This is a genomic window from Ralstonia sp. 25mfcol4.1, assembly GCF_900104095.1.
In the GTDB taxonomy this organism is placed as follows: Bacteria; Pseudomonadota; Gammaproteobacteria; order Burkholderiales; family Burkholderiaceae; genus Cupriavidus.
In genome coordinates this window covers 86,111-111,077 of the sequence record NZ_FNJO01000005.1, presented here as the reverse complement: position 1 = coordinate 111,077, position 24,967 = coordinate 86,111, and the positions used below count along the sequence as shown (strand labels likewise).

The window sequence follows — 24,967 nt, the reverse complement described above, 5'->3', positions numbered from 1 at the left end:
TTCAGCCTAGGCAGTAGCCACGCCCTTGGCAGCCATACAACGTCCTGTCGCAGACCTGCATCACATGATCCGGACGCTCCCCGCTGAAAGCAGCCAGATCGACAGCAGCGGAATGGCGGCCAGCACAATGACACCGTCAGCCGCCACGGTGAGCGGAGTCAAAAGAACCATCGCCTGCTTCAGTCCCTTGTGCAACTCCACCACTGAGACCTCATAGGAGCGGTTTAACTGCTTCAAACCGGCTGGCATGTCAAAACCGCTCGCTGAGTAGCGTTTGCCCCTGAGGTCATAGCGCAATCGCGCTTCCGTCTTGGACCCCGTGAACCCAAGCGATTCGGCCTGCGCGAATTCCTCATCGTTAGCATCTTTCAATGTCAGCACGACATTGCCAGACACCGAGGCATCCTCTCTGACAAAAAAGTCGGAAATCCCGGCAGTCAGCTTTTCCTGTAGCGGCGAACGCAGGATCTTAGAAAATTGCGGCTTGACATCGAAGATGTAGTGGAACTTTGGCCCTATCACCACAAGCTTCCGCCCGTCCTCGGTCATCATGACCTGATCGATAACCTCCTTGTACTCGTAGGTATCCGGGCTCCGCGCGGTCTCTAACAGCGCCTTCGTTGCACAACCCGATGCTCCCAATAAGGGCAAAACGGAGAGCATCAGGAATTGGCGCCGAGAGTGTTTTGTACGTGCGACGGGTCGTTGCATGGATAGATGGCCTCTTCTTCGTTGTGTGCCGTGATACGAGCCCGGCACAAATCTTGAAAGCCTATCGACAGTCCGCCCCAGGTTCGATCGGCAAACAACGAAATTGGAGCGCCGTGCGCAATCGCCGTTATCGGTGGCTCCTCTGCGCCGCCCCCGCCCCGCTCCCATCCCCGCTTGACAGCCCTCCCCATCGCTCCTATTCTCACAATCATTCCTTCTTTAAGATCGTTGTTCTGTACAATAGAACACAAGAAAATGGAGACAAGCATGACCCGTCTGCCCTTGCGCCGCAAGTTTACCTACACGTTGCTGGCCATTGCCGCCGCCCCGGCGCTGCTGGCCGCCCCCGTCATGGCCGCCGAAGCCTACCCTGCGCAGCCCATCCGCCTGGTGGTGCCGTTCCCGCCGGCGGGCGGCACTGACGTGCTGTCGCGCCTGGTGTTCAACAAGGTGGGCGTGGCCACCAAATGGACCGTGGTGGTAGAAAACCGTGCCGGCGCGGGCGGCAATATTGGCCTGGACCTCGTGGCCAAGGCGAAGAACGACGGCTATACCATCGGCATGGGCCAGACCGCCAACCTGGCGATCAACCCGACGCTGTACCCCAAGATGCCCTATGACGCGGTGAAGGACTTCACACCCGTCGCGCTGGTTGCCGCGCAGCCGGTGGTGCTGATCGTGCGCCAGGACGCGCCGTACAAGACGCTGGCCGATCTGGTGAACGCCGCCAAGACCAAGCAGCTGTCGATGGCATCGGCCGGCACCGGCACCGTGGGCCACCTGACCGGCGAGATGTTCCAGCGCCGCGCCGGTATCAAGGCGCTTCACGTGCCGTACAAGGGTGCATCGCCCGCGCTGACCGACCTGATGGGCGGCCAGACCGATTTCTACTTCGCCACGCCGCCCATCGCCATGCCGATGATCAAGGCCGGCAAGCTGCGCGCGCTGGCGGTGACGTCGGCCAAGCGCGTGGCGCTGCTGCCCAACGTGCCGACCGTGGCGGAACAAGGTTATGCCGGGTTCCAGGCCGAGGACTGGAAGGCACTGGTGGCACCCGCCGGCACGCCGGCCGACGTGGTGGCCAAGCTCAACGCCGAAGTCAACAAGGCGCTGAAGGACAAGGACACGATCGCCAAGCTGCATGACGAAGGCAGCGAGCCGCGCGGCGGCACGGCGGCGGAACTGGCCACCTTCATCAAGAGCGAGAACACGCGCTGGGGCGCGATCGTCAAGGAATCGGGCGCTCGCGTCGATTGATCCGCGCCGACTAACCATTTCCTGGCAGGACTGTATGTACAAGCCGCTTCGCAATATCCGCGTGCTCGACCTCACCAACGTGCTGGCCGGGCCCTTCTGCTGCCACCAGCTGGCCCATATGGGCGCCGAGGTCATCAAGGTGGAAACGCCGGGTACTGGCGACCTGGCGCGCCAGTTGGGCGCCGACGCCGAACTTAACCGTAACCTGATGGGGGTGTCATTCCTGGCACAGAACCCCGGCAAGCGATCGATCACGATCAACCTCAAGCACGCACGCGGCAAGGAAGTCTTCCGCAAGCTGGTACAGAGCGCCGACGTGGTCGTGGAGAACTTCCGCCCCGGCGTGATGACCCGGCTTGGCCTGGGCTACGACGAGCTGAAGCTGGTGAATCCCCGCCTGATCTATTGCGCGATCTCGGGCTTCGGCCAGGACGGCCCGCTGTCCGACCTGCCGGCCTACGACCAGATCATCCAGGGCATGTCAGGCGTGATGAGCATCACCGGCGACAAGGACAGCGCGCCGCTTCGCGTGGGCTATCCGGTTTCCGACACCATCGGCGGCATGACGGCCGCGTTCGCGATTGCGGCGTCGCTGGCCGACCGCGACCGCACCGAGGGCTATTTCCTCGACGTGTCGATGCTCGAAGCGACCATGGCCACCATGGGCTGGGTGGTGTCGAACCACCTGGTTGCCGGCAAGGACCCGGTGCCGATGGGCAACGAGAACATGACTGCCAGCCCTTCGGGCACGTTCCGCACCGGCGACGGCCCGCTCAATATCGCGGCCAATAAGCAGGAACAGTTCGAGGCCGTGTGCCGCGTGGTGGGCCGTCCCGACCTGGCCGGCGACCCGCGTTTTGCCGAGCGCCAGTCGCGCCTGGCCAATCGCGCCGCGCTGACCGCCGAACTCGAAGCCGAGCTGGCGAAGAAGCCCGCCACGGAATGGTGGCAGTTGCTGAACGAGGCCGGCGTCCCCGCCGGCCCGGTCCTGAAGGTGCCGGACGTGCTCGCGCATCCGCAGGTACGAGATCGCGGCATGATCGGCGACTTTGCCAACGTGCCCGGCGTGGGCCGCGACATCCGCCTGGTCGGCACGGGCTTCAAGGTCAATGGCACGGCACCGTCGGTGGATACCCCGCCGCCGCAACTGGGCCAGCATACCGACGACATTCTTGGCGAACTCGGCTACGCGGCAGACGACATCGCCACCCTGAAACAGGAGCGCGCACTATGAGCGAAGCATTTCCGATGGACGCGGGCCGGCAGGCCTCGCAGGACTGGTGGCGCACGAAGATCATCGACATGAAGCCCGGCGAGATCCGCTACAGCGGCTACCCGATCGAGCAGCTGATCGGCAATGTGTCGTTTGCCCAGATGATCTGGCTGATGCTGCGCGGCGAACTGCCCGAGAAGCGCCAGGGCGAATTGCTTGACGCGGCCCTGATGGCTGCCGTCGACCATGGTCCGCAGGCACCCAGCATCGCCATCGCCCGCATGGCCGCCACCTGCGGCGTGGGGCTGAACAACGCGATGGCTTCAGCCGTCAACGTCCTGGGCGACGTGCATGGCGGCGCCGGCGAGCAGGCCGTGGAGCTGTACCAGGACATCGCGCGGCGCTTCGACGAAGGTGTGCCGTTCGACGACGCCGTGGCCGCTGGCCTGGCAAACTACCGAGACCTGCACGGCAAGTTCGTGTCGGGCTTCGGCCACCGCTTCCACCCCCTGGACCCGCGCGCCCCGCGACTGCTGGCGCTGGTGGACCAGGCCGCCGACGCGGGCGTTGTCTCGGGCCGCTATGCCGCCATCGCACGTGCCGTGGAAAAGAAGCTGGGCGAAGGCCGCGACAAGGCAATCCCGATGAACATCGATGGCGCCACCGCCGTCATCTACGCGGAACTGGGGTTCCCGGCACCGCTGGCACGCGGCCTGTTCTGCCTGTCGCGCTCAGTGGGCATCCTGTCGCACGCCTGGGAACAGACCCAGCAGGGGGGCCGCAACAAGGGCCCGATCCCCCGTCAGTTCCTGTGGACGTACGACGGCCACCCGCAGCGGGATGTGCCGACGGGGGACGCTGCAGCCTGACGGCTGCTACGCGCGAGACGCTGGCGTTCCCGCCACCGCCGGCGCCCGATCCTTGAAGATGCGCGCAGGCAATACGAAGTTGCGCAGCCATAGCATTTCCAGCGGTCCATGGCCAACTTCCGAACGCAGCAGGTAGCGAATCGGATCAGTCATTGCCGCTGGCGCCGCTACACGCGGCAGGCGAGCGTTCAGGCTTTCATTGTTACCGGCTCCATCACCGCGTACGCCGGTTTCGGCCACCGAACGCGCGGTCGGAGCCGGCGATACGGGCGACGCCTGAGCGTCCGCAACCGCCTGCCAGCTCAACTGGAAAGTTGCGCTATCGACGGGCGTGACGCTCGCCCGCTCCAGCATCCGCACGAAACCCCAGGCGCCGGCAAACTCATGATTCTTGCTCGTTCCAGCCGTCTCGGTCTGCCACTGCAAGCGGGTGCCTGGCTCCTGCAGATTGTCGGATGGCCAGTGCATGGACATCCAGGCTTCCTTCTGATTGAAGTAACGCAGCGCCCGGTTGTCGACGATCAGTAGCGTATCGGTCAGGCCCGGTGTCGGGATCGGCTTGAGATGGAAGCGGTAGCGCGGTTCCCCCTGTGCAAGCATGTGCGTGGCGATGCGCTGCAACGTGTTGATACGCCGCAGAAACTCCGGATCGAATGCGAGCGACTGCCCGCCTGTCGTGGTAGGCAGCCATTCATCGCCTCGCAGTTCCAGCACCCCGGCAAGCTGGGTCGACAAGAATGCGGGGATCAGCCCACCCTGCGGCCGCAGAAAGCGCGCCAGTTCCGCTAGCGACGCGTCGTTTTCCGTGTCGAAGAACGGATAGCGGCCTGCGAACGAGCGCGTCCATGCCGTGGCGACACCCAACCGCCAGCTTTCATTCAGGCTCGCCAGCGCCGGCTGGACGATAGCCTGGCTGGCCTGGGCAATCGGCCGCACAAACAGCGCGTTGCCCATGCCGGCCCATTGGGCGCCGAGACTGGCCGCCATCCGCTGCGCATAGGCTTGTGTGTCGGCCAGTTCCGAGGTCTTGCCTTGAAACAAGGCCTGCGCCATCTGGCGCGCCTGCGCCTCGACATCGCTGGCCATGGCAATCTGCTGCAAATGGAGTCGAACCGCCGTCACGCGGTCCATGAACCGCTGCAGGCTCAACTCACCACTACCGGCATTGCGGGACGGGTCTACAAGGCGCATCACCGGGCCGAATGCGGCGTGCAAGGGACCGTCCGGATCGGCCCTCGATTTCACGGGTGCCGGATCGTTGCCGCTCAGGATTTCCCGGGTCTTGTTGACCAGTGTGTCCGACAGTGACGCGCTTCGCGTACCGGCTCCGCCCTGGTACTCCAGCGCACGCATCAACGCCATGACCGGCGACTGGCGCGCGTCAGCCATCAGCTTCAGCTGATCGGCCACGCCGGGCAGCGTTCGGGCCGGCTCCCATTGCAGCCCGTTCATGAACTGCTGCCAGTGCTCGGCATAGTCGGCAAAATAGCGGTCTGCCAGCGCCTTGCGGATCTCTGCGGGCGTTCCATCCGGGCCCTTGCCGATGGGCAACTGCTGTCCCACCGCGAGCGTCCAATCGCCCGCCACGTCCTGTTCGGTGGCGGCCTTCTCCATGGCGCTGGCCACGTAGCCCTCGAAGGCCTGCCGCGTAAAGACGCCAGGCACCACGGCGTCGCTTCGCAGCAGCCCGCGCGTATCCGTTCCCGCGGCGAGCGACGCCAGCGTCTGATCCGGATACTTGTTGCCAACGCCCTCAATCATGTTCCGATAGATGGTATCGACGGCGTTGCGCTCGCCCATGACGGCCAACAGCGTCTGACGTGCCCCATGGATCGGTTCGGCGCTTGCGGCGATGCGCCACTCCGGATTCGCCTTCAGATGCTCGACGAAGAATCTGGAGAATCGTTCGCCATAGTCCTGTTTGAGCGCCGGACCGATACGCGCATCGGTGGACCAATGCCGCGCAAGTTGTCCGGCCAGGAAAGCCGGATCGACCCGGTCCGGATGCGCCAGCATCAGATAGGCCTTGAGCGTGTCGTGGCCCGCCAGCGCCCATTTGCTCGTTTCATCGCTCAGGCCAGACGTCGGCAATTGGGACAGGTCGGCCAGCGACGCTTCGAGATCCCGCACCACAGGCCGGATCAGGATTTCACGGCTGGCCCTGGCATACGGCTGCATCAGGGCGGCCAGGACATCGGCGTCGCGATTCATGCCGAAGCGCATCAGTGCGGGCGCGTGGTGCCCGGCGCGGTACGCGTATCGCGCGATCTGTTGCTGCATGACATCCAGCGCGTTCAGTCGCGTAGCCGCATCGGACGCGGATTCCATGTCACGCACGGCCTGGCGCGCAACCCGGATATCGGTGTCTGTCTGCAGGCTTGAGAACATCATGCCGGCCGTCCATATCCCGATGCCTGCCAATACGAGACCGGCTCCGACCGTCAATGGATGCCAGACGGCGCGGCGCCCCGGCCTGCGTTGCGTCACCTCGGCAATGTGTTGCCACACCGACAAATCCGCCGCAGTACCGACGCTGCGGCTTTTTGTCGGGCACAGGCACGAACACGATGCCACGCACGCCCATCCGCTGCCGTACATGGCCTGCCACAGCGGCTGACATGGCGATCAGCTTGTCGACCTGGCCGCCCAGGTCCTGGGACAATTGGCCGAGATGGCGCGCGCACACATCCATCGGCCATCCATTCAGACTCCAGCAAGCCAGTCGATGCCGCAGCGCATGCAACGCGACTTCGACATCCGAAGCGTTGGCGCGCTCGGGAATCTCGCAACCGACAAGCGGCACCTCGGCAGCAGGCAGTGGAATCGCCGGCCCCACCTGCATCGCGAATGTCGGCGCGGACCACCGCAGGACATCTCCAATACGTAGCCGCCAGGTAGCAATGATTTGCGCCTGCCTGCCCTGGCGTGCCTCTTGCGTATGCTCGTCGAACAGCATGACGACGGCATCGAGCGGCCGCCAACGCCGCAGTCGGCGGAATTGCCGGAGCCACGCGATATCCGGCTGACCATCCTCGTCGTACTGTGCCAGCACCAGCACCGCATCGGGCGTCATAAGCCAGCCCTGTGCCTTCAGTTCCGGCAGCAGCGCGGCGGCAGTCGCGTGAGCGCCCGCATCGGCATCCGCCACTAGCAACCAAGGCTGGCGATAGCGCCAGCGCAGGCCGTACTTGTGGCGCAGCGCATCACGCAACGTGGCCAGCGACGGCGCAAGGCTTGGCGGTGCCGGGCGCTTTGGCGCCAGGGCCGCCTGGGTTGTATCCGCCATACTAGATTGGCGGGTGTTCAGCCAATCCCGGACATGTCGCATCGCTTCAATACAGCGGACTCCATACTGGAATGACACGGCGATGGCCAGCAACAACGCGGCCAGTGCCACGCCGGATAGCCATTCACTCCGGCGCTCGGCCGTTTCAATGCCAAGATCCTTGCCCCAAACAAGAATCGCACCACCGACAAGCAGTGCGATCAGGAGAATGGACAGGACATCAATTCGCAGCTTCTTCATCGATAGAAAGTCAAAGGCGAGAAGGGGCGGCTTGTGGACGATTCAGGACGAAGTGCGATCACTCGTCTGCCATACGTCCGTGTACGAGTCGAACTGGGACGCAATGAGCAGGGGACTCGGCGAACAGCCACACGCGCAAATATCGTCGCTCAATGCCGCCTCCCTGCCGCTCGCGTTCCGCATCGATTGGCGTGGCCCCTGACATGCGATGCGCCCTACCGTCTTGCATTGCGGGCACCAGACAGGATCGCCTTCGTAGGCTTGCTCGCGGCCACCAAGCGTGTCGCTGGCGTCTCCACCCAGCACGGTTCCACTGGACGACGTGGCGTCACCCCGCAAAATGTCATAGCGTCTGGTCATGGCAATCGTTTCGTGAGGGTTCTGTGTCCGGCACACCGTGCGCCCGGTTATCGCGCCTCATCACGGCGCAGTCAACGCTGGTGCCCTGACCCGCCATGACGACTTGCTTTGCAGTCGCGTCCGTCAGTGTCGCAGCAGCGCAAGACAGGGCGAGCCATCCGGCAGCGACCCCTGCGTGACCCACGGTTTGGTCGAGATCCGTGGCATGGAAGGCCATACCGAGCTTCATCGCCGTCTGTCGCAGCGCCCCCACCTGGCTGGCATCGAGCCCGGCTTGCCACGCGCCGGCCAACTCACCGGCCCCGATTCCGGCCCAACGCAGTGCGCGGGAAAACGCTTCCTGGGGTTCCATCGCCGAGCCGCGCACCGGGCGGTGCAGACTCGCAGCACGATGGATGCCATGCTTTTGTGCCAGCGCATCGGGCATCAACAATACGGCAACACCTGCCTCTGCCGATCCATCGGGGAGCGATGCATGCAGTACGGGACGAAGCTGAACGCTGACGAACAACGTTGCTCGCGGCTCGCCGCCCGCGAGCAATCGGTCCAGCCATCGGTCGAGCGCCATCAGGTCATCTGGCAACGCCGGGGTTTCCACCAACGCAGCTCGCGCGAACCTTGCGCCCCAGCATTCGTCCCACAGCCGCCGGTTCTGTTCGAGCTGCAACGCGTTGACGACGTGCAAGCGCACGTCGAGTGGCACAGCCAACGGCAACGCCTCGATGCGGGGAGCCAGTTCGGTCAGCAACTGGTCCAATAGCCAAGGCGTCAATAGACTTGCACGCTTGAAGTCCGCATTTATGGTGCCGGGCTCCATCGGAACGCCGGCCATATCGAACCATCGCGCCTTGACTGGCGCGGTGTCGTAGGCAACAGGCTTTTGTGTCTTGATGCGCAACGCACCCTCCCGTACGCCATCGGCGGAATTCTGCCTGGAATCCGCAGAAAACCGGTGCGCGGCGCCAATCAACGCCAGCGGGATGCTCGCGGCACTGAACACCTGTTCTTTGAAAGCGACGACGGCGGCGTTTCGCATCTCGGCATCGAGCCTGTTCGATTCATGGCGCGCAAACCGGCGCAGGACGACGAATGCCGGCATGGCAACCGGGAAGAGGATCAACGTCGCCCAGAATCGCCAGGTGTCCGTAGGCATGCCATCCGGCCAAAGCAGCAGGACGGCGGCCACACCCACCAGGACCGCGACAACAAACAGCACACCCCAGAGCCGCCAGGATGGGGGCTTTTCCTCAAACGTCTCTTCTGAAGGCAGCAAGGAGAAATCGACGGCCATATCAATTATCCGGTGCGTTGGCGGAATGACTGGAAACGTTTGCGCCGAACGAAAGCGTCTGCCGTGTTCGTCCGCTGTCTTGGCTGCTGCGTCGAACCGAATCGCGATGCATCAAAGTGCTCCAGGCCGCAGGCGGAAACTGTCGAGCAGCGTGTCCCAGGCCTGAAGGGCGCCGGCTTCGTCTACGGGGGAGGTGGCCTGCTCCGGAGGAAATCCTTCGCGAGGCATCCCTCCCAGATTCAATCGAATCGTCGTGTATGGCCGGCCATGGTCATCCTCGGTACCCGGTGCCATCAGATAGAAGCGAAAAACCTCAACACCATCCTCCTTCATCGACAGCAGCACTTCCTCCGCTTGCATCCCAGCAAACTCACGTTTGCGCTCGCGCAGCACTTTCACTTTGCTGAGCAGCAGGCGGCCATCCAATTGACGGCGCAGGTCGGGGACGGTCTTGAGCAGCGAGGCTTGCTGATCGATGTCTAGCGAACTGCGCATAGTGATGATGAATGTTGCAGGACGGCCAGGCATCAGCAGGATGGTCTGGTCGACCGATTCCGTGCCGCCTCTCGTGCTGCCAATCAGTGCGCCCTTTATGCAGAATCCTCGTGCTGTCGGGACGGACCAGTCGCCACGGTATGTGGTCTGACGGTACCACTCGCCGTCGCTCCGAAGAAATGTCTGCACGTCTCTGCTATCAAGTAGTCCGGTTACGGCCAACTGATTGCTACCCGCAAGGATGTATCCCTCGCGTACGAGAGCACTATCTGGAAACAGTGCCGATTTCTTATGGAAGAAGATTCTGGAATTAACCGACGGCGTATCCGTTTTTTCCAGCCACGGCATATCTGTTTCGATAAACATCGACTCTAAACCTCTAGCCAACATCTCCTTGTATGGAATGGTGTAGGTTCGCATCCTGCTCCTCAGCTCCGTCTCCCTAGATTCGACCAGACGCTGAAACGCATGCTGACTTACGTTTTCTTTTATTTCGATGGCGTTACCGTTGTACTCATACCTCTCATACGACATGCTGCTCTCTGCCGGTCTGTCGAACAGCAGCCGTCCAACACACCATGGTTTCAAGTTGGCAATTACTGGATTTTCTTTCACGTCAGAATCGGTCGATCGATAAGGGGTACAAGCGTGCAATCCCACTGCGAAAATAGCCAAGAGGAGGCGGAACACGCGTGCTCCAGCGAATGAGTTCTTCATGAGCAGCCCTCCTTCTTCGCCTTATGGACTACCAGTGCCACGCGATAGAGTGTGGCCCACCGCGTCCAACCCAAAACCCAACGCATCAAAGTGCCCCAGGCCGCAGGCGGAAACTGTCGAGCAGCGTGTCCCAGGCCTGAAGGGCGCCGGCTTCGTCTACGGGGGAGGTGGCCAGTTCTGCCGGAAAGTCCTCGCTGGGCTCGGCACCCAGGTCCAACTGGATCTCCGTGTATGGCCGGCCACGATCATCCTCGGTGCCCGGCGCCATCAGATGGAAGCGAAAAACCTCAACACCATCCTCCTTCATCGACAGCAGCACTTCCTCGGCCTGCATCCCGGCGAACTCACGTTTGCGCTCGCGCAGCACCTTCACTTTGCTGAGCAGCAGGCGGCCATCCAACTCCCGGCGCAGGTCGGGGACGGTCTTTAGCAGGGAGGCTTGCTGATCGATGTCAAATGAGTTACGCATTGTGATGATGAACGTTGCAGGGCGGCCAGGCATCAGCAGGATGGTTTGATCGACAGATTCGGTGCTGCGGGCCACGCCACCAATTAGCGCACCTTTGATACAAAAGCCTCGTTCGGTTGGAACAGACCAGTCTTCGCGATAGCTTGTCTGGCGGTACCAGTCACTATCGTCGCGAAGCACTCGCTGAATAGCAGTTCTTCCCAGCAGACCGGATAACGTCAATTGCGTCGTAGCAGCAAGAATGTACCCTTCACCCTGAAAAACGTCTTTCGGAACGTCTTCATCCTTCTTGAAGACAAACAACCGCGACTGAGGCGATGGTGACGCCATTGTTTCCAGCCATGGAGCGCTAGTCTCGATGTCCATGGATTTCAACCCCTTAGCCAGCATTTCCTTGTAAGGGATGGTGTACGTCCGTTTTCTGCTTCTAAACTCTGCCTCTTTCGCTTCGACCATACGCATAAACGTGTGCTGGCTTACGTTTTGCCTTATTGCGATGTCATTGCCGGCATACGTGTACTTCTCATACGACATGCTGCTCTCTGCCGGCCTGTCGAAAATCATTCGTCCAATACACCATGGCTTCAAGTTGGCAATTACTGGATTCTCTTTCATATTTGTCTCGATGGATCGGTAAGGAGCACAAGCGCTCAATCCCACCGCAAAGATCGCCATGATGAGGCGGAGTATGTATGCTGCCGTGCATGAACTTCTCATGAGCGGCCCTCCTTCTTCGCTTTATGGACTGCCAGTGCCACGCTGTAGAGCGTGGCCCACCGCGTCCACGGATGCCTGAAGCTGAACTGGTGTTCGTAGCCCTTCTGCCTGAATGCCATTTGCACGCCTTTGGCGGCATTTCCCGGGACGCCGGGAATTACGCCACGGGCCTGTGCTTCCGCAGACCATGCAGGCACAGTGCCATCGCCTGGAATAACACTGTTATCCATAAGACCATCCTTCCGTGGATCAGGTGCTCGCATTTCGCTCCACGCCGTCATGGTGACGGTCTGCCCGCCCACTATCAGCTTCAATACACCCTTGTGGTCGTCCTTATGGAGGTTCGCGCGCTTTAGTTCATCAGCCGAGGCGTCTTCCGGGATATCGCCCTGCCAGATAACCTTGCCAAATGTCAATAGCTCGTGCTCTGACGCGCTGACTTCACGTTTTGCTCCCCTTTCACCTGCTTCGTATCGCGGCGATTTAAGAGCACCACTCCCGAACATCGCAACGGTGTTGGGGTGATATGAGTTTGCTAATGCTGCCTGCCTCTCCACTACCAATTCCATGGTCCTTTTGTAGTAACCATGAACGTCAAGCTTGGTCTTGGTTCGCTTTAGATACTTCGCCACCACCCCCGCCGGATCCAGCAGCTTTGGATCTGGCAGCAACCCATACCGCGCATCGCTGACATATAGATCCTCTAACGCACTCGTTTCCGGAAACCGCAATCGCTCACGCCCCTTGGCATCCACCACGATCCACCACGGCTCTCCGTTGTTGTAATCGGGCATGGGTGCCAACTCCATCGGTCCTTGCGCATAGCTGGCCACTGCAATAAATTCGCGGGCATTGGCGCCGAACAGGCTCTGATTGATGAACCGTTCCAACCCACTTCTACCCTCGCCGCCAGCACGGAATCGTCTGGCAAACACTGGGGCACCCGTGGCCGGCTGGGCGCCATGCAGCACGGCAAGCATGTCGTCGGCGCCGCCGCATAGCACGGCAGCCATGCGCGCCACCAAACCACCCATCGAATGCGTAACGATGATGGCCTTGTCCGTATGGTTTTCTCTGCAGATCTCGCGGATACCCATGATGCGGGTCACCGTCTGGGCTTCTTCGTCCTTGAAATCAAGCCCATCAAGTACGTCCCTGCCCGAAAGTTCATTCGATTGCAAAAAGTTGTAGCCGATGGCATAGACCGGGTATCGATAGCTGACAAAGGTCTTGAATACTTCGGAATCCAGTGTCAGGGCTTCACCGGCGCCGTACCCACCGTATTCCGACGGGTGGGTACCCAGTACAGGCTTCAGGGCCGACTTCTCACCGTCTTCGCTTCCATTCGCCCACTCGCCAATGGGCTCGCCATACTGCATCGGTTTATTCAGCGCCACTTGCAACCATTCCAACGTCCGCTGATAGCTCCAGCGATGCAGGGTGCTCCAGCCGCGCCGGCGTGCTTCTGCGGCGTCGATCCCAAGCCTGGCTTCGTCGATGGAAATCAAGGGACCACGAGGGTCCACTACCGCGGGCTCCGGGTCGAAGCGGGCGGCGCGCGAGGCGGCACCCCGGAACCACCCGGCCAGGACAGAGAAGAAGCCCGCTAGGCTAGAGGAGACACCATCCATGTTGGCCGGATACCAGACCGATTCCCCGGTCTGACTATTCGCCAACAAACTCCCCATCACCCCCGGCAGAAAAATGACCGGTATGGGCGTTCGCGGATCGCAGTGAATTTCCTTGACGCACCGATCACTGTCAGGCGTAAGCACGGCGGACGCAACTGGCGTGCCGTCGAAGTCAAGGCCGGTGGGGAGCCGGACGGTTGGGCTGGCGCCGTCATGCGAGACATCGGCCGGAGCTTGCGGATCGGTGCTTTGCGGACTATCCATCGTTCAAATAGAAGAAGGGTGACAGTCGGGCAGGCGGTTCACGCCTTGCCCGCCTTAGGAAGAATCCGAATCCTGATGCGCTCGACATCCTGGTTCTTCTGGACGGAAGTCCTGCCGGATGCATCGGTCACGCCTGCGATTCGCGACCCGTCGTCGCGCAGGATCTCGTAAGGGTGGTCCCTCAACGGGTCCCCGGTGATCTCGTTACGGAGCACGTAGGCGTCGTTGAAGGCCGTCCTGGGCATTTCGTTCATCGACTGCGCCAGCGAAGCCGGCCCCTGCCGCGCCATGCCATTGGATCGGATCGTGCGTTCCCCGCGCGTTCCGTCTTCAATGCCGGTCGCCGACATGCGGAGATACGAGCCCCCGCACTTGAGCAGCAACTCGTCCTTGGCCTCGATCACGACCCGCCCGTTGGCGCTGGTGACGGTGATGTTCTGGTCCGCCATCAGTCGCATTTCGTCACGCTGCGCCTGTATCTCCACCTTGCCCCTGGCGGCGAACAGCTTGATGCCCAGTCGTTGGGCAAACATGGAGATACGCTCTCCCGCCGCCACCGTGAATCGCTTGATCGCACTCACGTCGACATGGTTCGTGGCCGTCGCAATCAGATTTTCGTTGGCCGAAAGTTGAAGATCGGCTCCCGATGCCAGCGCCATGCCGGCCGGCGCGGTGGCTAGCAGCCCTGAGCGTTTGAGCTGGTCCAGCGTATCGTCCAGCAGGGCCCTTTGGCGGGCGCAGTCCGCCGCCTCCGCTTGCGCCGTCCTGGCAGCTTCTGCCAGCGCTTCGCTCGACTGCAGCGCTTGCTGCAGCAGGCTTCGGACGCGCTCCATCTCCAGTTGCTGCCCGCTCGCCGCGGGCTGATCGTCCGCCGAGATCAGCACCCCCTTGCCTGCACGGATGGCGCCCCACCCTGACGTCCTCAGTTCAAAACCATCCCCGCGTTGTTTGCTCTCCGCATCGACGAGGTACCCAAGGTTGAGCTGGCTCTTGCCGCCGTATTCCGTCGACAGCTTGATGCCCTCATGGCCCTCCCAATCGTCCATGCGCAGCTTGTTGTTCCGCTGGGTACGGATGACATTGCGCGATGGCCAGCGGCCCTCATGGGTAATGAGATCCGGCTGCACGCTGTTGTGCAGGGCGTGCGCGATGTAGGGACGGTTCGGATTGCCGTCGTGGAAGGCAATGGCGACCTCCGTACCCTCCAGCAGCGGGAAGTGAAAGCCGGTCTGCAGACCGCCTGCGAAAGGCTTGGCAAGTCGCAGCGGCACGCTTTCGCCGCCTGGGCGCCACGCGTCGAAATCGAAGTCGAAGCGGACAACGTAGCGCCCCTCCCGGGTCAGATAGGCGTACTTGTACCGATCTGGCGCGCTGATCCTGCCGCTCAGCGTGCCGGCGATGCGTGGCCACTTCCTTTCGTCGATCGGTAGACGATAGCGCCTGTCCGATGGAATGGCCTTGTACGTGTTCCGATAGGCCTGGTCCCGCCCACCCTTGTGAATGACCTCGGTAACGACCTGTCCGTGCGGCGCATCGGGCAGAACCGCATCCATGCGCAGGATGCGCGCGGGGCAGAGTTCCAGGATATTGGTCTCACCCTCGTAGACGATCTGGCCGGCCAGCGCCGCTTCATGACGAAGCTGCGCCTCCCATCTGGCACCTTTCCAGTCCAGGTGATGGGTGCCGAAGACATAGGGCTGGCCGTAGTTTCCCTTGTCATTGAAAGCGAGATTGGCCTCGTCCCTTAACCGCTCGTAGGCATGGTCCGGGTTGTAATCGGCGGCCATGAATGACGCCGCCACGGTCCGCGCATGGGTCTGCAGCGAAAACACGGTCTCGGCGCCGGATTCCAGACCCGCCGTCTCGCGATACGGCACGTGCAAAGCCGGCTGATAGATGTAGTGGTCGATATCGTCGGCGACGGTAAAGACCTCGCCAAGATGGGTCCCGAACCTGCTTGGCACGAAGTAGCTGTACAGCCCTTCCTGCTCCATGAGCAGCCGGACGAAATCCCAGTCCGTCATCTGGTACTGAAGCCGGAACTTGTGCTCGGGATATTCGCGACGCGTCCGGAACGCGAACTGGTGGCCTTCCAGGCCGTGGCGACGCAGGATGGCCTCGATGATCTGCAGTGCCGTCTTCTGCTGGTAGATGCGACTGGCCGTGGTCAATTCAAGCAAGGCCACCGTGGGCCTCAGCTCCATTTCGTAGGCACAGAAATCGCGGGTGGTCCTGGTTCGCGAGAATTGCGAGATCCAGCCGGAGAACAGGCGCGGCACCGATCCGTCCGCTGGCGTCACCCTGAACGTGGCCGGCTTGCGCAGGTAATTTTCGCGCGCCAGTTCCAGCGGATGTGTCAGCACCGCCTTGAGGCGATAGGGCTCGCCCAGACGTTCAATGGCTTCGAATGACACCACTGACAATGCCGCGGCATCCGGTGCGGCGGGAACGTCGAGATGATAGGACTGCCGCCCCGTCAACGCGCCTTGCAGCGCCCTGCCAACCGTACTGAGCGTATCCACGACACCAGCCATGTTCCCTGCTCCGTGATTTGAGACGAACCGTGCGAACGGGGGGCGGCACACAGGCCACGCACCTCGCGGCGCACGTTATCCGGTTTCAAACCAGCGGGGAATATTGGTTTTGCGTCCGCTACAACTAACTCAAACGAAATCCCGAAATCAATTTTTGCCGATATACGGAGCCGAAATTCATCGGTAGCGGCTTGTCCCTTCCATCGCCAGTCGGAACATTCCGATGTCAATGAAAATCCCGGCTCCCCACCATCAGCCTGCCCAGCAGCGGGCTCAGGTCCACCAGTTCCTGGGCCACCAGGTGCCTCACGTCGCCCTGCCGTTGCCAGGTGCCGATCACGCCCATCAGCGTGGCGCCCAGTACCTCCTTGCGCTGGCGTTCGACCAGGTCGGGCCAGATGATCACGTTGATCGATCCGGTTTCGTCCTCGATGGACGTAAAGATCGTGCCGCTGGCCGTGGATGGACGCTGGCGCACCGTCACGATGCCGCACGCCCGCACGCGGCGGCCGTTGCCCAGGCGTGACAGCTGCTGCGCGGTGATGTACTTGAGCGCGGCCAGCCGACGTCGCAGCAGCGTCAGCGGGTGGCATTTCAGTGACAGGCCCAGGCTTGCATAGTCGGCCGCCACGTCCTCCCCGATCTTCGGCTCGGGCAGCGCCAGCGCCAGTTCCTGCGGCGGCGCCTCGTGCAGCAGGTCGCGATGCGCAGTCTGCACCGCCGCGCCGCGCGCATGCCAGCGCGCCTGGCGCCGATGGCCGGCCAGCGACACCAGTGCGTCGGCGGCGGCCAGCACGTCGATATCGTGGGCATCGAGCCGCGCGCGGCGCGCCAGGTCTTCCACGTTCTCGAAGGGCCGTTCGGCACGCGCGGCCTCGATGCGCAGCGCCGCAGCCTCGCGCATGCCCTTCACGCGATTCATGCCCAGCCGTACGTCGCGATGCAGCTGCCCTGGCCGCCGCGGTTCCAGCGCGCTTTCCCAGCCGCTGACCGTCACGTCCACGGGCTGCGCTTCCACCTTGTGACGGCGCGCGTCCTGCACCAGTTGCGATGCCGAATAGAATCCCATCGGCAGGCTGTTGAGCAGCGCGCACAGGAACGCGTCGGGGTGGTGGCACTTGATCCAGGCACTCACATAGACCAGCTTGGCGAAGCTGGCCGCATGGCTTTCCGGGAAGCCATATTCGCCAAACCCCTCGATCTGCTTGCAGATGGCCAGCGCGAAGGCCTCCGGGTAGCCGCGCGACGTCAGCGCACGCACCAGCGCGTCCTGGTGCTTCTTCAGGTCGCCCCGGCGGCGCCACGCGGCCATCGAGCGGCGCAGCTGGTCGGCCTGGCCCGGCGTGAAGCCGGCCGCCTCGATGGCCAGCTGCATCACCTGTTCCTGGAAGATCGGAATACCCAGCGTGCGGCCCAGCACGCGACGGATCACGTCGTTGAAGTAGGTGGGCAGCTTGCCCGTGCGGCGCAGGTCCTCGCGCCGCTTCAGGTACGGATGCACCATGCCGCCCTGGATCGGCCCGGGCCGCACGATCGCCACTTCCACCACCAGGTCGTAGTACTGGCGCGGCTGCAGGCGCGGCAGCATCGACTGCTGCGCGCGCGATTCGATCTGGAACACGCCGATGGTGTCGGCCTTGCAGATCATCGCGTAGGTGGCATCGTCGGTCTCGGGCAGGTCTTCCATGCGCGTGGGGAGGCCCGCGCGATCGGGCTCGGGATTCGGAATCATCGCCAGCGCACGCCGGATGGCGGTCAGCATGCCCAGCGCCAGCACGTCCACCTTGAGCAGGCCCAGCGACTCCAGATCGTCCTTGTCCCACTGGATCACGCTGCGGTCCTTCATGGCGGCGTTCTCGATCGGCACCAGCCGCGACAGCTTGTGCCGGGCGATCACAAAGCCGCCCACGTGCTGCGACAGGTGGCGCGGGAAGCCGCGCAACTGCTCGGTCAGGCTGGCCCATTGCTGCACGGCCGGCGAATCGGGGTCCAGCCCGTAGCGGGATATCCGCTCGATGAATTCGGTGCCGCCGTCCCACCACGCCTGGCCCTTGACCACCTGCTCCACCACGCTCGGGTCGATGCCGAGCGCGCGCCCCACGTCGCGCAACGCGCTGCGCGACCGATACGTGATCAGCGACGCCGCCAGCGCGGCACGATGGCGGCCGTACTTGTCGTAGATGTACTGGATGACTTCCTCGCGCCGCTGGTGCTCGAAGTCGACGTCGATATCGGGCGGCTCGTCGCGCTCGCGCGACAGGAAGCGCCCGAACAGCAGGTTGGCCTGCTCAGGGCTGACCTCGGTGATATGCAGGCAGTAGCAGACCAGTGAATTGGCCGCCGAGCCGCGCCCCTGGCACAGGATGCCCAGCTTGCGCGCATGGCTGACAATGTCGTAGACAGTCAGGAAGAATGGCTCGTAGCGCTTCTCTTCGATCAGTTCAAGCTCGCCTTCGAGCTGCTCTTTCCATTCGGGCTCCATGCCGTGCGGGAATCGTTCGTCGATGCCTTTCCTGACCGCCTGCCGCAGGTAGCCGATCGGCGTCAGCCCGTCGGGCACCAGTTCCTCGGGATATTCGTAGCGCAACGTGTCGAGCGAGAACCGGCACTGGTCGGCGATATGCAGCGTACGCGCGAGCGCCTCGCGCGGATAGAGCCGGGACAGCACCTGCCGCATGCGCAGGTGGGCTTCGGCATTGGGCGCCAGCGCCATGCCGCAGGCCGGCAGCGGCTGGCCAAGCCGGATGGCGGTCAGCACATCGGACAGCGGCTTGCGCGAACGCACATGCATGTTGACTGCACCGGTGGCCACCAGCGGCACGCCGGTATCGCGCGACACCTGCTGCAGGCGTTCGCGGTGCAACGCTTCGGCATGGCCCTGCAGCAGTTCCAGCGCGATCGATACGCGATCGCCGAATACGTGCCGGCACCATTGCGCCTGTGCGCGCAGCACATCGGCATCGGCGCAGTAGTCGGGCAGCAGGATCGCAAGGCAATCGGGCATGCCGCGCAAGTGGTGCTCGTCGGGCTGGGGATCGGCGATATCGGACGGATACAGCACGTAGCTGCCCTTGTCGGCACGGCGGCGCCCGAGCGTGATGAACTCGCTGAGATTGCCGAAGCCCTCGCGGTTCTGCGCCAGCAGCACCAGCCGGGGCGGCGGCATGGTGTCGCCCGGTGCCGCCGTCAGCGTGAAGCGGCTGCCGATGATCAGGTTGAACGCGTCGGCCGCCGCAGCCAGCGTTTCAAGCATCGCGTGCCGGCGTGCCGCGGCATCGGGGTCTTCGCCGAAGTCCACCGGCGCCCCTTCCTCCTCGCCATCCTCGCCATCCTCGCCATCCTCGCCATCCTCGCCACCCTCGCCACCCTCGCTGCCTTCGCCACCCTCGCTGCCCTCCTCGTCTTCTTCCTCGACGAAGGCCACGATGTCCTCCACCTCGTCCAGATCGCCCGCGCTTTGCCCCGCCGCCAGGCGCCGCGCGCTGCGGGCCACGGCTTCCCACATGTCCTCGCGCAATACCTTGATGGCGTGGTGCGCGCGGGCGGTGCCGGCCACCGAACACTCGTCGGTCAGTGCCAGGCCGCTGTAGCCCAGCTGGAACGCGCGGGAAATCAGCTCCTGCGGATGTGACGCGCCAGTCAGGAACGTGAAGTTGGAAATGCAGTGCAGCTCGACATAGTCGGGCAACGACGGCAACAGGGAAGGCAATCCGGGCAACATCGCCAAACTCCGGGCACTCAGGCAAACAGGCCGTGCAGGAACCAGCGGTATTCGCCGCCGTCTTCCTGACCGTCGCGCAGGGGGCGGCCTGGGCGTTCACGATAGACCCAGCAGCGCAGCCCGTCGGCGCGTTCGGCAATGAAATAGTCGCGCGTGGCCAGGCCGCCATCCCACCAGCCGGCCTCGATACGCTCGGGGCGCGTCAGCATGACCAGCGGCCCCTGGTACACGGGACGGTGCTTTTCCACACGCAGCGGCTGCGGCGCTTCCAGCAGCCAGAGCGGCCGCTCCGGCGGCAAGGCCCCGGCCGCCGGGCTGCGCGCGGGCGTCTCGCCCACCGGGCACCACTGGTTGGCGCGCTCGGGACGATGGTCGGCCAGCGACTGCGGCTGCAGCACGTTGTCGCGGCCCAGGCGGGCGACCAGCGTATCGATCAGCCGGCCCAGTTCGGCCGGTTCGGCGCCGGGCTCCGGAAACAGCGAATCGCTCTGCGGCACGCAGGTTTCCATCGTCTCCACGCGCAGGCCCAGGCCGCCTACCGGCGCATGAAAACGCACCTTGTCGAGCTTCTCGCGCAGCAGCTTCGACAGATGCACGGGATCGCGGCTCGGCTGCGCCAGCGCCAGCGGCACCGGCGTGCTGTCGGTGTCCTCTCCCAGCCGGTAGCGTTCATGTTCCAGTACCAGCACGCAGCGCGTCACGCCGGCCTGCTGCGCCGCCAGCCAGCCCGACAGCGCCAGCAGCAGCCGCTGCGCGCCGGCCAGCACGCCTTCGGCCGATTCGATGCGGCCCGGCAACTCCATGCGTTGCGCAAACGCGGGCGGCGCTTCGAACCATGCAAAGCCCGAAGGAACCTTGCCATAGGCCTGGTCCAGCCGCGCCAGCAGTTCGGTGCCGATACGGCGTGACAAACCCGCGCGCGGCAACTGCCGCACCTGTCCAAGCGTGTGGCAGCCAACGCCTTCGAGCCAGTCCGGATCGGTGTACGCCTGCAGGCAGGTCACGGGCAGGCGGTCCAGCAGGCGCATCATGCGCGGCGCCTGCACCGCGCGCCGGGCCGGCCGGACGATGCCGCGCGGCGTGCGGCGCAGCGGCTGGCGCGCCAGCCATGCCGCGCCCTGCGCCGTGGTGCCGCTGCCGACCTGCACGAACGTGCCCAGTTGCCGTACGCGGGTGCGGATCGCCCGGCACAGCGCGCGATGCCCGCCGAACAGCCGCAGGCTGGCCGTGACGTCGAGCATCACCGTGGCCGATTCGGGTTCCGGGTCGATCGTCACGGCCGGCGTGAAGTGCAGCAGCGTCAGCGCCACCGATGTCACCAGACCGGCTTCGGCGACCGGGTCGCGTTCAAGCTGCAGCACATCGGCAGACAACGCCTGCACGCCGCCGCGCCGCATGCCGTAGCACACGCCCAGCGCCGCGGCCGGGCCATTGGCCAGCACCACGCGCTCGTGCGCCATCACGGCCACCGGCAGTTGCTGCAGCGTACCGTTGCCATGCGCGGCGGGGGTGCCGGCGGGCTCAGGCCAGCTCGGTTGCAGCGCGTCCAGCGGCAGGCGCGGCAGATGCACCGCGATCCAGTACGTCATGGGCAATCGGATCGAGACCCGCCGCGACGGCGGGCGTGGGAACGGCAGGCATGCCCGTGCGCCGGGGCACATGGGCCATGCCTTCGAGTGGCAACAGCAACGGCGTGTCGCGCACCGGGCCGCGCCGCTTGTGGAAGGTGATCGACATCAGGTTGCCGGGCTGCGGCGACAGCGCCAGCCGCAGCACCGCTGGCGACGAGTCGTGCAGCACCCGCATGGGCCGCAGCACCCACACCACGGTATCGCCGGCCTGCGCCAGCACCTGCAGGCGCCGCAGCGCCTCGGGCCGCGCGCCGGCCAGCCACACCAGCACCGCGCCAAACGCCTGGCTGCGCAGCATCTGCTCGGCCGCCCAGAGCATGTCCGTGCGCTGCGAGGCCATCGTGGCGGCCACCGGCGGCCGCACCCAGTAGAGCTGCCGTGCGGGCAGGCGGCCATCGTTCAATTCGCCCGCCAGTCCGCCAGCATTCGGCAGGTAAGGCGGATTGACCAGCGCGATGCGCCGCCCACCGGCCGCCAGCGTGCGCAGCGCCGGCATCAGCAGGCGCAACTCGCCTGCTCCGTCCTGTGTCAGCAGCAGTTCCGTCACCGCACCGGCCGGCCAGCCGCCGCCCGGCAACTCGGCGGTCAGCGCGTCATAGCCGGTCGGACAGACGGGCAGCCGGCCGGCACGGCCCAGCTGGCCCGCGCGCCACAGGCCGGGATACCGCTGTTCGAGTTCGCGCACCGATTCGCGGGGCGGCTCGGCAAGCGGGAAGGACGGGGGCGCATGGTCCTCCGCCAGAAGCGAAGGCTGCCCATGCGGGGCGGGGGTCATGATCGGGTTGTCGGCCCACGCGCAATCGGCGCAGACATAGGAATTCGTCGAATACTGTATGTTTATACAGTATCGAGGCCGGCGCAAGGGGTACGCTATCCAAGTGTCTGAATCGACGCTTATGAAGTGATTTTTGCGTCCTTGCCACACTTCCACGTGGACGATTGCAAACAAGTGTCAAGTGTCATTGTGAAGTGTCAGGCAGTGCGGAAAAATGCCCGGCATGAAAAGGAATACGCGCGAATGCGTGCATCTGCTGATTGAAGGTCTGCAGCGTCAGGGCCCGGTGCGCCGTGACGGGCTGGCCGACGCCTGCGGCCTGTCCGCCGAGGAGACCACGCGCGCCCTGAAAGCCGCGCGGCAGATGAGCGTGATCGACCATGTGCCCTACGGCCCCGGCACGCCGCCGGCCGCCGTGTTCTATCAGCTGACCGGACGCCAGTTGCCGCCGGCCCGCAAGAGCACGCGAATTCCGCCGGCCCCCGACGACCGCTTCCAGCCGCTGCTGGAAGCCTGGTGGAACAGCAGCGAACTGGACCGGGCCTGATCCAGGCTGAACGCAGGATGACCGGCCGCCCCGCCCCGATGGGCGCCTCGGCTACCTGTCCCGCCGGTAGCGGGCCTGCATGATCTGGATCCACTCGCCGTTGTCGGTCTGCATGAATGACGTCAGCGTGCGGTTGTCGTCGTCCTGAAACGCAATCACATCGCGATACTTCGCCATCTTGCCCGGCACCACGGTGCCATCCGGACCGAACGCCGGACCATCGGCGCGGAGGGTCAACGTCTTGCCATCGGCCTCCAGGTCACCCTCGTAGACCCACATGTGGGTCATCATCGAACCGATGAAGGTGCCCACGAAATGCTTGCGGGCGGGGTCGTAACCCAACGTCATGACCGTCACGGCCGGCCCGCAACCGGGGAATTCCCCTTCGGAGCGGGTCTGCACCCAGGTGTCGCCAACCTTGCTCACCTGCTCGGGGATCTTCCACTTCTCGGCAGGGCCTTCGGGGCCCATCTGCGCTTCGCCTTCTGCCGTCCAGTTGCCAACCAGCCTGTGCAGCCAGCGATGTTCGTTGGTGATTTCGACATTCATGCCAGGGTCTCCTGTGGATACGTTCGGATCGATCTCGCTGCCTTGTGTACAGCGTACACAAATCGTAGGAGATGAACGGATCGATGTCCACATCGGCGTGCCGGCATGACAGAAACTTAATCTTGAGGCGCGTAGATCACTTTTAGCAACGGAAAGCGCTTTGAGACGGAAGAGCAAGACATTGAGTCGCCCGCGTCTGCTGCACCGCCCATGTCTGCGTACTATCCGATACGTCAACACGAACCGAATGCGAGCCAATCATGGGCGCCCCCACCCTGTCCCCCACCTCCTCCGCCGCGGTCCGAACCATTCCGCTGTCGTTCTTCGGCATGGCCGTCGGCACGCTGGCGCTGGCCAATGTCTGGCGCGGTGCCATTCACGTATGGGCCGTGCCCGCGTTGCCGGCCACGGTACTGACGTGGGTGGGTCTGGCCATGTGGGTGGTGTTGCTGGGTGCCTATGCGCGCAAATGGGGGGTGGCACCGGCGGCCGCCCGCGCCGAGATGGCCGATCCGGTGCAATCGTCGTTCGCTGCGCTGATTCCGACTTCCACGCTGCTGGTCACACAACTGGTACATCCCTATGCGCCGCAGATAGCCGTTGCGCTGTTCATCGCCGCGACGGTCGGGCAACTGGCGCTCGGCGCCGCGCTCCATGGCCGGCTCTGGCAAGGCGGCATGCGGCCCGAAGCCGTGACGCCGGCCGCCTACCTGCCAGCCGTGGCGCCGGGCTTCGTGGGCGCCACCTCTGCCGTGCTGTTTGGCTGGCAGACCATCGGCATGCTGCTGTTCGGCGCCAGCCTGCTGTCGTGGATCGCCATCGAATCGGTGTTGCTGAATCGTGCGGCTGTCAACGCGCCGCTGCCCGAGGCACGTCGTGCGCTGCTGGGCATCCAGATCGCCCCGCCCGTGGTGGGTGGCACGGCCTACCTGGCACTGACGCAGGGTCATCCCGACCTGTTCGCCTACGCGTTGCTGGGTTATGGCCTGTACCAGGCGCTGCTGATGCTGCGGTTGCTGCCGTGGATCGGCACGCAGCGTTTCTCGCCGGGCTACTGGGCATTCAGCTTTGGCGTGGCGGCCCTGCCCGGCATGGCGATCCGCATGGTCGCCCGGGGTGCCGGCGACCTGGACGGCGCCGCGTTCGCGTTGTTCATAGCGGCCAATGCGATCATCGGGCTGCTGATCTGGAAGACCGTGGCGCTGCTGCTGCGCGGCAAGCTGCTGCCCACGCCAACGGTGCCCGCCGCCTCCGCGCCCGTGGGGGCCACCGAGACGGCCTGACCGGCTGCCGCCTGCCGATTACTGCGGCAGGCGCTTACTGCGGCAGGCGGACCTTCGGCACGATGAACTGGTTGCCCGGTGCGCGCATCACGTCGCACTGGGCCTCGCCCTTGCGCGCCTCGCCGGCCTGGTTCACGAATTCAATGCTGCCGACCACGCTGTAGACATCCTCGGCCACGCGGCGCGAGGTGCCCTGCACCCAGCGGAATCTGTCCGGGTTCGGCAGTTTGGCCTTGACGGCCTCCATGCAGGCCACTGGCGCCTCGGGCGCTTCCGGCCGGCCGCCACGCTGCCCCATTTCGATATTGACCGGTGCATCGGCGGCGGCTGCCACCATCGGCAGTCCGATGGCCACGCAGGCCAGGGCCGGCACGAGCTTGCGGCGCATGTATGTTGTCACAGGTGTA

The 24,967-nt window shown here is 64.1% G+C and carries 19 protein-coding genes; 5 read left to right on the top strand and 14 right to left on the bottom strand.

Features of this window, described 5'->3' with window-relative positions:
• Window positions 1-60: 60 nt before the first annotated feature.
• A complete protein-coding gene (locus tag BLQ58_RS10880; RefSeq protein WP_139186092.1) occupies window positions 61-711 on the bottom strand; it encodes a hypothetical protein in 651 nt (216 codons plus the stop codon).
• Between the two features lie 267 nt (window positions 712-978).
• Between BLQ58_RS10880 and BLQ58_RS10875 the strand changes: the two genes are divergently transcribed.
• From BLQ58_RS10875 to BLQ58_RS10865, 3 genes are read left to right on the top strand one after another with little or no spacing between them, the layout of a single operon-like run.
• A complete protein-coding gene (locus BLQ58_RS10875; protein WP_049815922.1) occupies window positions 979-1,968 on the top strand; it encodes a Bug family tripartite tricarboxylate transporter substrate binding protein in 990 nt (329 codons plus the stop codon).
• A gap of 34 nt (window positions 1,969-2,002) precedes the next feature.
• Complete coding sequence (locus BLQ58_RS10870; protein WP_029051329.1) at window positions 2,003-3,202, top strand: CaiB/BaiF CoA transferase family protein; 1,200 nt, start codon at window positions 2,003-2,005, stop codon at window positions 3,200-3,202.
• A complete protein-coding gene (locus BLQ58_RS10865; RefSeq protein WP_029051328.1) occupies window positions 3,199-4,050 on the top strand; it encodes a citryl-CoA lyase in 852 nt (283 codons plus the stop codon). The genes BLQ58_RS10870 and BLQ58_RS10865 overlap by 4 nt, the downstream gene beginning before the upstream one ends.
• 6 nt (window positions 4,051-4,056) lie before the next feature.
• Here the strand turns inward: BLQ58_RS10865 and BLQ58_RS10860 are convergent, their stop codons facing one another.
• The 11 genes from BLQ58_RS10860 to imuA all read right to left on the bottom strand — a co-directional run bounded on the left by BLQ58_RS10860 (window position 4,057) and on the right by imuA (window position 22,181).
• The gene (locus BLQ58_RS10860; protein ID WP_254775896.1) at window positions 4,057-6,378 is read right to left on the bottom strand and encodes an ImcF-related family protein; all 2,322 of its coding nucleotides are present in this window, start codon (window positions 6,376-6,378) and stop codon (window positions 4,057-4,059) included.
• Between the two features lies 1 nt (window position 6,379).
• The gene (locus tag BLQ58_RS29460) at window positions 6,380-7,576 is read right to left on the bottom strand and encodes a hypothetical protein (RefSeq protein ID WP_254775895.1); all 1,197 of its coding nucleotides are present in this window, start codon (window positions 7,574-7,576) and stop codon (window positions 6,380-6,382) included.
• 42 nt (window positions 7,577-7,618) lie between these two features.
• Window positions 7,619-7,936: a PAAR domain-containing protein gene (locus BLQ58_RS10855; protein ID WP_092597588.1), complete on the bottom strand. Its 318-nt coding sequence runs from the start codon at window positions 7,934-7,936 to the stop codon at window positions 7,619-7,621.
• The gene (locus BLQ58_RS10850; protein WP_029051327.1) at window positions 7,920-9,227 is read right to left on the bottom strand and encodes a hypothetical protein; all 1,308 of its coding nucleotides are present in this window, start codon (window positions 9,225-9,227) and stop codon (window positions 7,920-7,922) included. Before BLQ58_RS10850 ends, BLQ58_RS10855 begins: the two co-directional genes overlap by 17 nt.
• 111 nt (window positions 9,228-9,338) lie before the next feature.
• A complete protein-coding gene (locus BLQ58_RS29110) occupies window positions 9,339-10,439 on the bottom strand; it encodes a T6SS immunity protein Tli4 family protein (RefSeq protein WP_175459884.1) in 1,101 nt (366 codons plus the stop codon).
• A gap of 85 nt (window positions 10,440-10,524) precedes the next feature.
• Entirely contained in the window at window positions 10,525-11,523 is a 999-nt protein-coding gene (locus BLQ58_RS10840; protein WP_254775894.1) for a T6SS immunity protein Tli4 family protein, read from the bottom strand.
• Between the two features lie 98 nt (window positions 11,524-11,621).
• Window positions 11,622-13,520 carry an esterase/lipase family protein gene (locus BLQ58_RS10835; RefSeq protein WP_049815892.1) on the bottom strand — a complete coding sequence of 633 codons (1,899 nt, stop codon included), beginning with the start codon at window positions 13,518-13,520 and terminating at the stop codon, window positions 11,622-11,624.
• 38 nt (window positions 13,521-13,558) lie between these two features.
• Window positions 13,559-16,054, bottom strand: coding sequence for a type VI secretion system Vgr family protein (locus tag BLQ58_RS10830; protein WP_029051146.1), 2,496 nt, complete (start codon window positions 16,052-16,054; stop codon window positions 13,559-13,561).
• A 226-nt stretch (window positions 16,055-16,280) separates the two neighbouring features.
• Window positions 16,281-19,775, bottom strand: coding sequence for an error-prone DNA polymerase (locus BLQ58_RS10825; RefSeq protein ID WP_029051145.1), 3,495 nt, complete (start codon window positions 19,773-19,775; stop codon window positions 16,281-16,283).
• A gap of 17 nt (window positions 19,776-19,792) precedes the next feature.
• The gene (locus BLQ58_RS10820) at window positions 19,793-21,364 is read right to left on the bottom strand and encodes a Y-family DNA polymerase (protein ID WP_029051144.1); all 1,572 of its coding nucleotides are present in this window, start codon (window positions 21,362-21,364) and stop codon (window positions 19,793-19,795) included.
• A complete protein-coding gene (gene imuA / locus BLQ58_RS10815; RefSeq protein WP_029051143.1) occupies window positions 21,297-22,181 on the bottom strand; it encodes a translesion DNA synthesis-associated protein ImuA in 885 nt (294 codons plus the stop codon). The genes BLQ58_RS10820 and imuA overlap by 68 nt, the downstream gene beginning before the upstream one ends.
• A gap of 223 nt (window positions 22,182-22,404) precedes the next feature.
• Here imuA and BLQ58_RS10810 point away from each other — a divergent pair, with 223 nt between their 5' ends.
• The gene (locus BLQ58_RS10810; RefSeq protein ID WP_029051142.1) at window positions 22,405-22,728 is read left to right on the top strand and encodes a hypothetical protein; all 324 of its coding nucleotides are present in this window, start codon (window positions 22,405-22,407) and stop codon (window positions 22,726-22,728) included.
• A gap of 51 nt (window positions 22,729-22,779) precedes the next feature.
• On the opposite strand, the gene BLQ58_RS10805 is transcribed toward BLQ58_RS10810, so the two are convergent.
• On the bottom strand, window positions 22,780-23,277 hold the full coding sequence (locus BLQ58_RS10805; RefSeq protein WP_029051141.1) for a DUF1579 domain-containing protein: 498 nt from the start codon (window positions 23,275-23,277) through the stop codon (window positions 22,780-22,782).
• A gap of 260 nt (window positions 23,278-23,537) precedes the next feature.
• Between BLQ58_RS10805 and tehA the strand changes: the two genes are divergently transcribed.
• Window positions 23,538-24,560 carry a dicarboxylate transporter/tellurite-resistance protein TehA gene (gene tehA, locus BLQ58_RS10800; RefSeq protein WP_049815890.1) on the top strand — a complete coding sequence of 341 codons (1,023 nt, stop codon included), beginning with the start codon at window positions 23,538-23,540 and terminating at the stop codon, window positions 24,558-24,560.
• 34 nt (window positions 24,561-24,594) lie between these two features.
• On the opposite strand, the gene BLQ58_RS10795 is transcribed toward tehA, so the two are convergent.
• The gene (locus BLQ58_RS10795) at window positions 24,595-24,960 is read right to left on the bottom strand and encodes a DUF2880 domain-containing protein (protein ID WP_254775893.1); all 366 of its coding nucleotides are present in this window, start codon (window positions 24,958-24,960) and stop codon (window positions 24,595-24,597) included.
• Window positions 24,961-24,967: the final 7 nt, after the last annotated feature.

What these genes read in the sequence shown, in the direction of transcription:
- imuA (WP_029051143.1), bottom strand. Translation starts at nt 22,181, where the DNA reads ATGACCCCCGCCCCGCATGGGCAGCCTTCGCTTCTGGCGGAGGACCAT.
- BLQ58_RS10875 (WP_049815922.1), top strand. Translation starts at nt 979, where the DNA reads ATGACCCGTCTGCCCTTGCGCCGCAAGTTTACCTACACGTTGCTGGCC.
- BLQ58_RS29460 (WP_254775895.1), bottom strand. Translation starts at nt 7,576, where the DNA reads ATGAAGAAGCTGCGAATTGATGTCCTGTCCATTCTCCTGATCGCACTG.
- BLQ58_RS10810 (WP_029051142.1), top strand. Translation starts at nt 22,405, where the DNA reads ATGAAAAGGAATACGCGCGAATGCGTGCATCTGCTGATTGAAGGTCTG.
- BLQ58_RS10835 (WP_049815892.1), bottom strand. Translation starts at nt 13,520, where the DNA reads ATGGATAGTCCGCAAAGCACCGATCCGCAAGCTCCGGCCGATGTCTCG.
- BLQ58_RS10820 (WP_029051144.1), bottom strand. Translation starts at nt 21,364, where the DNA reads ATGACGTACTGGATCGCGGTGCATCTGCCGCGCCTGCCGCTGGACGCG.
- BLQ58_RS10855 (WP_092597588.1), bottom strand. Translation starts at nt 7,936, where the DNA reads ATGACCAGACGCTATGACATTTTGCGGGGTGACGCCACGTCGTCCAGT.
- BLQ58_RS29110 (WP_175459884.1), bottom strand. Translation starts at nt 10,439, where the DNA reads ATGAAGAACTCATTCGCTGGAGCACGCGTGTTCCGCCTCCTCTTGGCT.
- BLQ58_RS10850 (WP_029051327.1), bottom strand. Translation starts at nt 9,227, where the DNA reads ATGGCCGTCGATTTCTCCTTGCTGCCTTCAGAAGAGACGTTTGAGGAA.
- BLQ58_RS10870 (WP_029051329.1), top strand. Translation starts at nt 2,003, where the DNA reads ATGTACAAGCCGCTTCGCAATATCCGCGTGCTCGACCTCACCAACGTG.
- BLQ58_RS10830 (WP_029051146.1), bottom strand. Translation starts at nt 16,054, where the DNA reads ATGGCTGGTGTCGTGGATACGCTCAGTACGGTTGGCAGGGCGCTGCAA.
- BLQ58_RS10880 (WP_139186092.1), bottom strand. Translation starts at nt 711, where the DNA reads ATGCAACGACCCGTCGCACGTACAAAACACTCTCGGCGCCAATTCCTG.
- BLQ58_RS10865 (WP_029051328.1), top strand. Translation starts at nt 3,199, where the DNA reads ATGAGCGAAGCATTTCCGATGGACGCGGGCCGGCAGGCCTCGCAGGAC.
- BLQ58_RS10840 (WP_254775894.1), bottom strand. Translation starts at nt 11,523, where the DNA reads ATGAAAGAGAATCCAGTAATTGCCAACTTGAAGCCATGGTGTATTGGA.
- BLQ58_RS10860 (WP_254775896.1), bottom strand. Translation starts at nt 6,378, where the DNA reads ATGGAATCCGCGTCCGATGCGGCTACGCGACTGAACGCGCTGGATGTC.
- BLQ58_RS10805 (WP_029051141.1), bottom strand. Translation starts at nt 23,277, where the DNA reads ATGAATGTCGAAATCACCAACGAACATCGCTGGCTGCACAGGCTGGTT.
- BLQ58_RS10825 (WP_029051145.1), bottom strand. Translation starts at nt 19,775, where the DNA reads ATGTTGCCCGGATTGCCTTCCCTGTTGCCGTCGTTGCCCGACTATGTC.
- tehA (WP_049815890.1), top strand. Translation starts at nt 23,538, where the DNA reads ATGGGCGCCCCCACCCTGTCCCCCACCTCCTCCGCCGCGGTCCGAACC.